The organism is Curtobacterium sp. MCPF17_018, from assembly GCF_003234135.1.
GTDB lineage: Bacteria > Actinomycetota > Actinomycetes > Actinomycetales > Microbacteriaceae > Curtobacterium > Curtobacterium flaccumfaciens.
The window spans coordinates 211964-223972 of the sequence record NZ_QKSJ01000005.1; the positions used below are offsets into that span (position 1 = coordinate 211964).

The following is a 12009-nucleotide window of genomic DNA, read 5'->3' on the forward strand; positions in this document are numbered from 1 at the left end:
TAGGGACGTCGGTCCGCCCCGGCATCGACCGCAGGGGTGCCTGTGGACTACTCCCCGGGGAGTAGGTCCCTGGTGAGGAACGACCGCAGTACGACCGCGGGAGCAGACGGAAGTGGGGCTGCGCGGCGGACGCGTGGCGGGCCTCCAGGCCGGAGAGTCGACGTGTCGCGACAGCGGCCCCGAAACCGACCACAGGAGATCACCGTGTTCACGTCCATCACCGCATCCGCACTCACGACGGCAGCAGCCCACGGCCCGTACTGGCAGGGCGGCGGGTTCCCGTTCTTCCTGTTCCCCGCGTTCTTCTTCTTCGCGTTCCTCGTCGTGTTCCTGGTGTTCGGGGTGCTCCGACGAGGGAGCTGGCGCGCCCGCTCGGACGCCCGCGGTGTGCTGGCCGACCGGTTCGCTCGCGGCGACATCGACGCCGAGGAGTACCGCGCCCGGCTGTCCGAGCTCAGCCGGAAGTGACCGCGAGCGCGGCGAGGATCTCCCGCACGGTGTCGTCGACCGATCCGTCGATCGACACCGCGACGGCGGCCTCGTCGGGCTGCGGCCGCTCGAGGGTCGCGAACTGCGAGTCGAGCAGCGTCGTCGGCATGTACTCGTGCTGGCGGTGGGACTGCCGTTCGGCGATCAGGTCGCGCGGCCCGTCGAGGAAGGCGATGACGAGACCCGGCGCGGACTCGCGCAGACGGTCCCGGTAGGCGCGCTTGAGCGCCGAGTTCGCCATCACGCAGCGGGAGCCGTCCGATTCGACCGCGGCGATCCGCTCGGCGCAGGCGTCGAGCCACGGCCAGCGGTCCTCGTCGGTGAGCGGGGTGCCCTGCCGCATCTTCTCCTTGTTGGCGACCGGGTGCAGGTCGTCGGCGTCGACGAAGACGCACGGTTCGCCCTCCGCGACCAGGGCGTCGGTGAGCGCCTGGCCGATGGTGGACTTGCCGGAGCCGGAGACCCCCATCACGAGGACGGGCGGGTGGACAGCGAGCTCGCTCATCCCTCCACAGTATTGATCCGGTGAACTCTGGTCCCCAGTTCCCGGAACACCTGTGCGATCCCAGACCACCGGTCGTAGGTTGGGCGCCAACGTCAGGACAAAGGAGACCCTCGTGGCAGACAACAACGGTCGGGCGAACATCGGAGTCGTCGGACTCGCAGTGATGGGCTCGAACCTCGCCCGCAACCTCGCATCGCGCGAAGGCAACACGGTGGCGGTCTACAACCGCACGTACGCCCGCACCGAGGAACTGCTCCAGGAGCACGGCGACGCCGGGTTCATCGCGTCCGAGGACATCGACGGGTTCGTCGCCTCGCTGTCGAAGCCCCGGACAGCCATCATCATGGTGCAGGCCGGCAAGGGCACGGACGCCGTGATCGGGCAGCTCGCCGAACGGTTCGAACCGGGCGACATCATCGTCGACGGCGGCAACGCGAACTTCCACGACACCATCCGACGTGAGCACGACCTGCGCGAGAAGGGCCTGAACTTCGTCGGTACCGGCATCTCCGGTGGTGAAGAGGGTGCACTCAAGGGCCCGTCGATCATGCCCGGTGGCTCGAAGGAGGCCTGGGAGACGCTCGGGCCGATCCTGAAGTCGATCGCCGCGGTGGCCGAAGGTGAACCGTGCGTGACCCACATCGGCACCGACGGCGCCGGTCACTTCGTCAAGATGGTGCACAACGGCATCGAGTACGCCGACATGCAGCTCATCGCCGAGTCGTACGACCTGCTCCGTCGCGTCGGCGGGCTCTCGGTGGAGGACCTGGTGCAGGTGTTCGACGAGTGGAACAAGGGCGACCTCGAGTCCTACCTGATCGAGATCACCGGCGAGGTCCTCAAGCAGCGCGACGCCGACACCGGCAAGCCGCTCGTCGACGTCATCCGTGACGCGGCCGGCTCGAAGGGCACCGGCGTCTGGACCGTGCAGAACGCCGTGGGCCTGGGCATCCCCGTCTCGGGCATCGGCGAAGCCGTGTTCGCCCGCGCCGTCTCGTCGAAGCCGACGCAGCGTGCCGCCGTGCAGCAGTCGATCAAGAACCGTCCGCAGATCGCCGAGGTGCCGGACACCTTCGCCGACGACGTCCGTGCGGCGCTCTACGCCTCGAAGGTCGTCGCGTACGCGCAGGGCTTCGACCTCATCATCGCCGGGGCGAAGGAGTACGGCTGGGACATCGACCTCGGCAACGTCGCGAAGATCTGGCGGGGCGGCTGCATCATCCGGGCCCAGTTCCTGAACCGCATCGTCGAGGCGTACGCCGAGAACCCGAAGCTCGAGTCACTGCTCGTCGACCCGTACTTCGCGAACGCCGTCGCCGAGGGCGAAGCCGCCTGGCGCCGCATCGTCGGCATCGCGGCCGCGTCGGGCGTCCCTGCGCCGGGCTTCTCGTCCGCGCTGTCGTACTTCGACTCGCTCGCGTCCGACCGGCTGCCGGCGTCGCTGATTCAGGGCCAGCGCGACTTCTTCGGCGCACACACCTACCAGCGCATCGACAAGGACGGCACCTTCCACACGCTGTGGTCCGACGACGACCGCCGCGAGGTCGAGCAGGAGCCGTCCACGCACTGACGACCGCGCCCGCTGCCGACGACCGAGGTCGGTGCGGGTCATCGCAAGGAGGGCCTCGCCGACCCCGGGGCCCTCCGTCGCGTCAGGCGACGATGCGTTCCCGCGCCAGGTCGGCGACGAGCCGGTCCAGCCGCGGACCGCGCCCGAGCAGCCGACGCGAACCCGGGGCGGTCCGGACGAAGAAGGTCGCCACGGCGGGGGTGTCGTCAGGTCGTACGTGGTGGATCGCCACCGCACAGGCGCGGCGAGCGCCACCGGACCCGCCGGGTCGCGGCGAGCCGCCGGGTTGCCCCGCGCCGCCGGCCTCTGCTGGACCGTCGAGTCGTTCCGAGCCGTCGAAGCCTTCCGCCACGTCTTCGAGCCCCACGTGCACGACGCGACTCCACCGGATCACGAGCAGCCGGGTCGCCCGCCGTTCGTCGAGTTCCCACAGGGAGGCCTCGGTGGCGCCGAAGGCCCACGTCACGCGCGAACCGAGGTGGGTGTCCGGACGGATCTCGTCGACGACGCCACGGAGTTCCGGTGTCGGCGCCGCCGGCACGAGCCACACCGTCGGGTCGATCCGCCGGATGGCGAGCGCGAGGGCCTCGTCCGCCTGCCGCCGCCGTGCCGTGGCGGTCCGTACGACGGCGACCACGATGACCACGACGCCGAGGCCGATCGCGCCGAACTCGACGATGCCGTACCAGGAGAGGTCGACGCCCGGCGCCGTGGAGACGACGACGATCCGGGTGATCAGGAGGGCCAGCCAGACGGCGACGATGACCCAGCGCAGGGTGGCGAGTCGACGTGCCGGCGACATCGGTGTCCGCCGTGCACCGCGGGCACGACCGGACCGCGGGACACCATCCGGACGCTGCAGCACGGTCCGATCCTCCCACGAGCCGCGCGCCACCTGCTGGCCGAACCCGATGAACGCGCGGGGAAGCGCGCGCACACAGCCCACGAGCGGCCGGGCGACCTACGCTCGGGCGGTGACCACCGAGACGACGGACGAACCGATCGGTCGACCGACGGCGGGTCCGTCGGACGGCCCGAGCGGGCCCGACGGCCCTGTGACCCGACGTTGGACGCTGATCGCCGCGATCGTCGGCGTCGTGGCCGCCGCCGCGTTCCTCGGTGTCGCCGAGTTCGGCGCGCTGCTGCTCGGCGGAGCGGGCAGCCCCCTGGTCGCCGTCGGGTCCGCCGTCATCGACCTCGCTCCCCCGGGTGCGAAGGACTCCATGGTCGCCGTGTTCGGCACCGGGGACAAGGTCGCCCTGTTCGTGCTCATGACGGTGATCGTCATCGCGATCAGTGCCGGCGCCGGTGTCCTCGAACGTGTGCGCCCACCCTTCGGCGCCCTCGTGTTCGCCGCCGGTGGTGTGCTGGCGCTGCTGGCCGTCAGCACCCGCTCGGGCAGCGGGACGCTCGACGGCGCCCCGACGGTCCTCGGCATCGCGGCGGCAGTGGTCGTCCTGCGCCTGCTGCTCCAGCGGCTGCGCCGGTGGGAGGCCGCGGCGAGCGTGCCGACGGCGGCACCGCGACCCGCCTCGGCGGAGCGTCGGACGTTCCTGGTCTGGGGCGTCACGACGGCGACCCTCGCGGTCGTGGTGGGCACCGCCTCCCGGCTGGGGTCGTCCGCGATGCAGGCGGCCGCTGCTGCCCGGCGGGCCATCCGGCTGCCCGTGGCGGCGACCGCTGCACCGGCGGTCCCCGCGGGTGCATCGCTCGACGTCGACGGCATCACCCCCTACATCACGCCGAACGCCGACTTCTACCGGATCGACACGGCCCTGCGGGTGCCGCAGGTCGATCCCGCCGACTGGTCGCTCCGCATCCACGGTGCGGTCGAGCAGGAGGTCACGCTGACGTGGGACGAGCTGCTCGCACTGCCGCTCGAGGAGCACGTGGCCACCCTGAGCTGTGTGTCGAACGAGGTCGGCGGTGACCTCATCGGCACGGCCCGCTGGCTGGGCTACCCCATCCGGAAGCTCCTCGCCCGGGCACGTCCGACGGGCGACGCCGACATGGTGCTCTCACGGAGCATCGACGGGTTCTCCGCGGGCACCCCGCTCGACGTGCTGCAGGACGACGGCACCGCGGCGCTGCTCGCGGTCGGGATGAACGGCGAGCCCCTGCCGACCGAGCACGGGTTCCCGGTGCGGATGGTCGTGCCGGGCCTGTTCGGGTACGTCTCGGCGACGAAGTGGGTCACCGAGCTCGAGGTCACCCGGTTCGCCGACGCGCAGGGCTACTGGACACCGCGTGGCTGGTCGGAGCGTGGCCCGGTCAAGCTCGAGTCCCGCATCGACACCCCGCGGAACGGGTCGACGGTGACCGCGGGCAAGCCGGTGGCGATCGCCGGGGTCGCGTGGCAGCCGCACAGGGGCGTGAAGGCCGTCGAGGTCCGCGTCGGAGGCGGCGACTGGCAGCGCGCCGAACTCGCCGACTCGATCTCCGCGGACACCTGGCGACAGTGGGTGGTGCGGTGGACGCCGACCGCCGGCTCCCACCGCATCGAGGTGCGGGCGACCAGTGCGGACGGCGAGGTGCAGACGAGCGTGGACCGGCCGCCGGCACCCAACGGCGCGACGGGCTGGCACACGGTGACGGTCGACGCGCGCTGACGGTCCCGCAACGGGCCTGCGACACGCCCCCCTGACGGCCGTCGAGTGGGCAGGATGCGTCGGTTCGTGGGCGCGCGGGCGACACTTCGTGCCGCCTCGGCGAACCCGAGCGGCGTGTCGTGACCGCTCGTCGCAGGCGCGCTCCGGTCACCCGACGGCCTGGAGGCCCGGTGCCGGCCCGCCACGCCCCTCGCCGTGCTCGCGCGACACGCCACGTGCGTCGCGCCGGGGGTGCAGAAAGCGTCGGTTCGTGGGCGCGCAGGCGACACTTCGTGCCGCCTCGGCGAACCTGAGCGGTGTGTCGTGACCGCTCGCCGCCGGCGCGCTCTGGTCACCCGACGGCCTGGAGGCCCGGTGCCGACCCGCCACGCCCCTCGCCGTGCTCGCGCGACACGCCACGTGCGTCGCGCCGGGGGTGCAGAAAGCGTCGGTTCGCACACGCGCGGGCGACACTTCGTGCCGCCTCGGCGAACCCGAGCGGCATGTCGTGACCGCTCGCCGCCGGCGCGCTCCGGGCACCCGACGGCCTGGAGGCCCGGTGCCGGCCCGCCACGCCCCTCGCCGTGCTCGCGCGACACGCAACGTGCGTCGCGCCGGGGGTGCAGAAAGCGTCGGTTCGCAGACGCGCGGGCGACACTTCGTGCCGCCTCGGCGAACCTGAGCGGCATGTCGTGACCGCTCGACCCCGGGTTCGGCGGGCCAGCGGGCAGGGGCAGGGTCAGGGTCAGGCGGGCAGGGTCGCGACGACGCAGGTGCCGTCGACCTCGGCCTCCCGCTCGACCACGGCGGAGAACCCGGCGGCAGTGAACGCAGCGGCGGACGCCTCGGCCTGGGCCTCGGACACCTCGATGACGACAGCTCCACCGGGGCGGAGCCACTCCCCCGCACCCGCGGCGATCCGCCGGTGCAGGTCGAGGCCGTCCGCACCACCGTCGAGGGCGACGCGGTGTTCGTGCTCGCGGGCCTCGGTCGGCATGAGTTCGATCGAGGCCGTCGGCACGTAGGGGGCGTTCACCGCGATGACCGCCACGGCGCCGCGGAACCGATCGGGCAGCGGCGTGAACAGGTCACCGGCGACGACGATGCCGCGGTCCCCGATGTTCTCGGCCGCGACGTCGACGGCGTCCGGGTCGATGTCGGTGGCGACGAGGTCGAGCGCCCCGACGCGACCGAACAGGGCGACCGAGATCGCGCCGGCGCCGCAGCACAGGTCGACCACGCGGTCGTAGCGCTGCAGCCGACGCGCAGCCTGCTCGACGACGACGGTGGTGCGGGCTCGCGGCACGAAGACGCCTGGGGTCACACGGATGCGGTGCCCGTCGAAGGCGGCCCAGCCGAGCACGTACTCGAGCGGCTCACCGGCCAGCCGACGCTGCACGAGGGTGCGGAGTCGCACCGGCTCACCGTCACCGCCCTCGAGCAACAGGTCGGCTTCGTCCTCGGCGAAGACGCTCCCCGCGGCCCGGAGCCGGGCCGCGAGGGCGTCACGCGCAGGGTGGGTCAAGCGGCGCCGTCGAACATCGAGGTCACCGAGCCGTCGTCGAAGACCTCGTGGATGGCACGGGCGATGAGCGGGGCGATCGGCAGGACCTCGAGGCGGTCCCAGCGCTTCTCCATCGGCAGGGGCAGGGTGTCCGTCACGACCACGCGGTCGATGAACTCGCTCTGCAGCAGCTCGGTGGCGGGGTCCGAGAACACGGCGTGGGTCGCGGCGACGACGACACCCGTGGCGCCGGCGTTCTTGAGCGCCTCGGCAGCCTTGGCGATCGTGCGGCCGGTGTCGATGAGGTCGTCGACGAGCAGGCACACGCGGCCGCTGACGTCACCGACGATCTCGTGCACCGAGACCTGGTTCGGCACGAGCGGGTCGCGGCGCTTGTGGATGATGGCGAGCGGGGCGCCGAGCTTCTCGGACCAGATGTCGGCGACACGGACGCGGCCCATGTCGGGCGACACGACGGTGAGCGTCTTCGGGTCGAGGATCTGGCGGAAACGCTCGAGCAGCACCGGCATGGCGAACAGGTGGTCGACCGGGCCGTCGAAGAAGCCCTGGATCTGCGCGGCGTGCAGGTCGACGCTCATGATGCGGTGCGCGCCGGCGGCCTTGAACAGGTCGGCGACGAGGCGGGCCGAGATCGGCTCGCGGCCGCGGCCCTTCTTGTCCTGGCGGGCGTACGGGTAGAACGGCGCCACGACCGTGATGCGCTTCGCCGAGGCACGCTTCAGCGCGTCGACCATGATGAGCTGCTCCATCAGCCACTCGTTGATCGGCGCGGTGTGCGACTGGATGACGAAGGCGTCGCAGCCACGGACCGACTCGTCGAAGCGGGCGTAGAGCTCACCGTTCGCGAAGGTCCGGGCATCGGTCGGCACGAGGTCGACCCCGAGCTCCTCCGCGATCTCGGCAGAGAGCGCCGGGTGTGCTCGCCCCGAGACGAGGACGAGTCGTTTCTGGCCGGTTGTCTTGATTCCGGACAAGTGCGGTGCTCACTCCCTGACCCACGCGGGGTCGATGTCGGCGACGGGTGGTCGCCGGGATCTATTCGCCGTTCGCGAGCCGAGCAGCCTCGGCCGCCGGTGTGCCGGGTCGGTGTTCCTCGACCCATCCGTCGGTGTTGCGCTGTGGGGCGTAGCTGATCGCGAGCGATCCTGCCGGAACGTCCTTGCGGACGGTGGTCCCGGCGCCGGTGTACGCACCGTCACCAATCCTAACGGGGGCGACGAACACGTTGTGCGAGCCTGTGCGGACGTTCGAGCCGACCTCGGTGCGGTGCTTGTGCACGCCGTCGTAGTTCGCGGTGATGGTGTTCGCGCCGATGTTCGAGTCCTCGCCCACCTCGGCGTCGCCGATGTAGGACAGGTGCGGGACCTTGCTGCCGCGGCCGATCCGGGCGTTCTTCGTCTCGACGAAGGTGCCGATCTTGCCGTCGTCACCGAGGATCGTGCCCGGCCGCAGGTAGGCGAACGGGCCGACCGAGGCGCCGTCCCCGATCACGGCGAGGGTGGCGTCGACGCGGTTCACGGTGGCGCGGGCCCCGACCTCGGTGTCGCGGAGTGTGGTGTCCGGCCCGACGACGGCGCCGGCGGCGATCGCGGTGGCGCCGACGAGCTGGGTGCCCGGCAGGACCTCGGCGTCGGGCTCGATGGTGACGTCGAGGTCGATCCAGGTGGTCGCCGGGTCCTGCACGGTGACGCCGGCGAGCTGGTGGCGGCGGACGATGCGGGCGTTGAGTTCACGCGCGGCATCGGAGAGCTGCGCACGGTCGTTGATGCCGGCGACGAGCCACGGATCGGTCAGGGTGACCACGTCGATGCGCCCGCCCCGCTCGCTGATCAGCGCGGGGGCGTCGGTGATGTACTTCTCGCCCTGGGCGTTCGCCGTGGTGAGCGACGGCAGGGCGGCGCGGAGGTGCGCCACGTCGAACGCGTAGATGCCCGCGTTCGCCTCGGTGATGGTCAGCTGTTCGGCCGTCGCGTCCTTGTGCTCGACGACGCTGACGAAGGCGCCCGAAGCATCCCGCACGATCCGTCCGAGGCCGGTCGGGTCCGGGGCGATCGCACTCACGAAGGTCGCCCCGTTGCCGCCGCCGACGTGGGCGTCGACCAGGAGCCGGAGCGACGCGGCGTCGAGCAGCGGGACGTCGCCGGACAGCACCACGACGGCGCCGTCGAAGTCGGCGGGTAGTGCTTCGACCGCCACCTCGACCGCGCGGCCGGTGCCGGGGACGTCGTCCTGGTCGACGACGATCGCGTCGGGGGCGCGCTCGACGACCTCGGCCGCGACGAGGTCACGCTCGTGCCGCACGACGACGGCGACGTGCTCGGGGCTGAGCGACGACGCCGTGCGCAGGACGTGCCCGATGAGCGGCAGTCCGGCGAGCCGGTGCAGCACCTTGGGCGTGGACGACTTCATGCGCGTGCCCTGCCCGGCGGCGAGGACGACGACGGCGATGCGCTGGTCGGTCATGCACCCATCCTGGCGCACCGCGGCCCGAGCCGCCCGACGCGACCACGGCCCTGTGCCCAACCGTGCGCAGAACCGCAGCCTGTGGACGGAGCGGCACCGCGCCTCCAGGCCGCGCCGACGGCACGCCGTGGATCAGGCCCGCGCGCCCTGCGGTTCCCGCTTGACGAACGCCATCAGCACCAGCCCGGCGATGAGCACGACGACCACGCCGAGGATCCCGAACCGGGTCGACCCACCGACGGTCACCGCCACGCCGAACAGCGCCGGCGCGAGGAACGACGCGGCCCGGCCGGTGGTGGCGTAGAGGCCGAAGAGCTCCCCCTCGCGGCCGGGGGTCGCCAGCCGCGCCAGGTACGCGCGGGACGACGACTGCACCGGACCGACGAACACGGCGAGGGTCAGCCCGAGCACCCAGAACCACTGCGTCTCGTTGCCGGCGGCGAAGACCCCGACCCCGCACACGGCGAGGCCGACGAGCGAGACCATGATGAGCGCACGCGACCCGAACCGGTCGTCGAGGCGTCCGGAGACGAACGTCGCGATGCCGGCCACGACGTTCGCGGCGATGGCGAACAGGATGACCTGCGACGGCGTGAACCCGAACACCTGCGCGGCGACGATCCCGCCGAACGTGAAGACGGCCCCGACGCCGTCGCGGAACACCGCGCTGGCGAGCAGGAACGCGAGGACGTTGCGGCGCTCGCGCCACAGCCGTGCGATGTCCCGGCCGAGGTCCGCGTAGGCACTGAACACGCCGCCACCGCGGGTGCGGTCGGGCGCCGCCTCGGGCACGGTGAGGAACAGCGGGATCGAGCTGACCGCCAGCCAGACGGCGGCGATGCCGATCGCGACGCGGACGTCCCACTGCCCCGCGGCGACGGTGGCCGGCAGCTGCAGGAGCCCGCCGACGACCCCGTCGCCCCGGAAGTCCTGGATGCAGAGCACGAGCAGCAGGACGAGCAGCACGATCCCGCCGAAGTACCCGGCGGCCCACCCGATGGCGGAGACGCGGCCGGTGCGTTCCCCGGAGGCGACCTGCCCGATCATGGCGTTGTAGCCGACGCTCGCGATCTCGTAGGCGACGGTGCCGATGCCGAGCAGGGCTGCGCCGAGCAGCAGGTACGGCTGGCTCGGCGCCACGAAGACCATGCCGCCGATCGACAGCGCGACGCCGATCGTGGCGATGAGGACCGACCGGCGGCGGTGCCCGGACGAGTCCGCGAGCCGCCCCATGGCCGGTGCCACCAGGGCCACGACGATCCCCGCGATGGTCAGTGCGGTGGACACGACGGCCGCGTTGTGCGCGAGCTCCCGTTCCACGATCGCCTTGCCGGCCGCGGACGTGTCGGCGACGAGCGCCGGGTCCACGAACGCCCGGCTGGCCAGGTACGTGCTGAACACGAAGGTGGTGACGACCGCGTTGAACGCGGCGGAACCCCAGTCCCAGAGCGCCCAGGAGACGAGCGCGCGCCGGTCGGTGCGCTGCGGCACGACGGCGGCCGGTGAAGCGGTCATGCGCGAACCGTAGCGCGTCCCGGTGACGCGGCGGTGGCCCCGTTCCGGGTCACGTGCCGGATGGGAGGCGCGGGGCGGCCCGGCCCCGCGCCTCCCATCCGCCCTGTGCGCGCGTCCGCACGCCGCGTGCGCTTCCGCCGGGTCGCTCGCTCTGGTGCGAGGTCCCGCACTCCGTGCGAGGTCTGCGCGCCGTCACGGAGTACGGAACCTCGCACCGGACGACGCGCAGCCCACTCAGGCCGGGACGCCGCCGGGGTAGACGACGGACTTGAGTGACTCCGGGTCGGTGTCGCTCTCGAGGGCCTCGCGGACGTCGTCGAGCCCGAAGCGACCGGTGACGAGCGAGTCGAGGTCGACCTGCCCGGACGCGACCAGCTCGATGGCGACCGGCCACGTGTTCGTGTACCGGAAGATCCCGGTGACCGTGACCTCGAGGTTCTGGATGTGCTCGACCGGCAGCGTCATCTCGGAGTTGCCGAGCCCGACCAGCACCGCGGCACCCGCCGGACCGACCGCCCTGATGCCGTCCGACACCGCTCGGGGTGCACCGCTCGCGTCGATGAACGCGTCGACGGGGACGATGTCGGACGCGACGGACACGGCGGTGGGGTCGACGACCTCGGTGGCGCCGTACTCCAGGGCCCGCGCACGGCGCTCCGGCACCAGGTCGCTGACGACGATGCGCGAGGCACCGAAGGCCTTCGCGACCTGAGCGCAGATGATGCCGATCGGACCGGCGCCGGCGATGAGCACCGACGAACCGGGCACGATGGCCGCCTTGCGGACGGCGGCGATGCCGACGGACAGGGGTTCCAGGAGCGCGCCGGCCTCGAACGAGACGGCGTCGGGCAGGACGTGGGCGAACTCGGCCTCGATGGTGACGAACTCGGTGAAGGCGCCGTCGACCGGCGGCGTCGCGTAGAAGCGCATGTGCGGGCAGAGGTTGTAGCGGCCGGCCAGGCACTGCGCGCAGCGGTGGCAGGGGCGCTGCGGCTCGATGGCCACGCGCTCCCCCACGCGGGACGGGTCGACGCCCTCGCCGACGGCCTCGATCGTGCCGGACAGCTCGTGCCCGAGGACGAGGGGCTCCTCGACGACGAAGTCGCCGATGCGGCCGTGGCGGTAGTAGTGCACGTCGGAGCCGCAGACACCCACGGCGGCGACCCGGACGAGCACGTCGCCGGGGTCGACGGCGGGGACGGGGCGGTCCTCGACGGTGAGGTCCTGGGTGCCGAGCAGGACGCTGGTGCGCTGGGTGGAGGTCATGCGGGTCTCGCTTCCTCGGCCGCGTCGTCGCGGCCGGACGTGTGGGTGGTGGAGGGGGCGGCCGCGGGCGCCGCGGACGTGGTCGCTT

The 12009-nt window shown here is 72.4% G+C and carries 10 protein-coding genes; 3 read left to right on the forward strand and 7 right to left on the reverse strand.

Annotated features, from left to right (window positions below):
* Nucleotides 1–204: 204 nt before the first annotated feature.
* A complete protein-coding gene (locus DEJ27_RS08245) occupies nt 205–468 on the forward strand; it encodes a hypothetical protein (protein ID WP_051596490.1) in 264 nt (87 codons plus the stop codon).
* Here DEJ27_RS08245 and DEJ27_RS08250 read toward each other — a convergent pair.
* Nucleotides 455–994, reverse strand: coding sequence for a gluconokinase (locus DEJ27_RS08250; RefSeq protein WP_111090683.1), 540 nt, complete (start codon nt 992–994; stop codon nt 455–457). The genes DEJ27_RS08245 and DEJ27_RS08250 overlap by 14 nt on opposite strands.
* A gap of 112 nt (nt 995–1106) precedes the next feature.
* On the opposite strand from DEJ27_RS08250, the gene gndA reads away from it, so the two are divergent.
* Nucleotides 1107–2564, forward strand: a complete 1458-nt coding sequence (gene gndA / locus DEJ27_RS08255; protein WP_111090684.1) for an NADP-dependent phosphogluconate dehydrogenase — start codon at nt 1107–1109, stop codon at nt 2562–2564.
* An 82-nt stretch (nt 2565–2646) separates the two neighbouring features.
* Here the strand turns inward: gndA and DEJ27_RS08260 are convergent, their stop codons facing one another.
* Nucleotides 2647–3429, reverse strand: a complete 783-nt coding sequence (locus tag DEJ27_RS08260; protein WP_146238543.1) for a hypothetical protein — start codon at nt 3427–3429, stop codon at nt 2647–2649.
* Between the two features lie 109 nt (nt 3430–3538).
* On the opposite strand from DEJ27_RS08260, the gene DEJ27_RS08265 reads away from it, so the two are divergent.
* A complete protein-coding gene (locus DEJ27_RS08265) occupies nt 3539–5173 on the forward strand; it encodes a molybdopterin-dependent oxidoreductase (RefSeq protein ID WP_111090686.1) in 1635 nt (544 codons plus the stop codon).
* A gap of 724 nt (nt 5174–5897) precedes the next feature.
* On the opposite strand, the gene DEJ27_RS08270 is transcribed toward DEJ27_RS08265, so the two are convergent.
* The 5 genes from DEJ27_RS08270 to DEJ27_RS08290 all read right to left on the reverse strand — a co-directional run bounded on the left by DEJ27_RS08270 (nt 5898) and on the right by DEJ27_RS08290 (nt 11921).
* A complete protein-coding gene (locus DEJ27_RS08270; protein ID WP_111090687.1) occupies nt 5898–6677 on the reverse strand; it encodes a putative protein N(5)-glutamine methyltransferase in 780 nt (259 codons plus the stop codon).
* Nucleotides 6674–7651 (reverse strand): ribose-phosphate diphosphokinase, encoded by a 978-nt coding sequence (locus DEJ27_RS08275; protein WP_111090688.1) that lies wholly within the window; start codon nt 7649–7651, stop codon nt 6674–6676. Before DEJ27_RS08275 ends, DEJ27_RS08270 begins: the two co-directional genes overlap by 4 nt.
* 61 nt (nt 7652–7712) lie before the next feature.
* Nucleotides 7713–9140 carry a bifunctional UDP-N-acetylglucosamine diphosphorylase/glucosamine-1-phosphate N-acetyltransferase GlmU gene (gene glmU / locus DEJ27_RS08280; protein WP_110860774.1) on the reverse strand — a complete coding sequence of 476 codons (1428 nt, stop codon included), beginning with the start codon at nt 9138–9140 and terminating at the stop codon, nt 7713–7715.
* A gap of 132 nt (nt 9141–9272) precedes the next feature.
* Complete coding sequence (locus DEJ27_RS08285; protein WP_111090689.1) at nt 9273–10655, reverse strand: MFS transporter; 1383 nt, start codon at nt 10653–10655, stop codon at nt 9273–9275.
* A 234-nt stretch (nt 10656–10889) separates the two neighbouring features.
* A complete protein-coding gene (locus DEJ27_RS08290) occupies nt 10890–11921 on the reverse strand; it encodes an NAD(P)-dependent alcohol dehydrogenase (protein WP_110860778.1) in 1032 nt (343 codons plus the stop codon).
* Between the last annotated feature and the right edge of the window lie 88 nt (nt 11922–12009).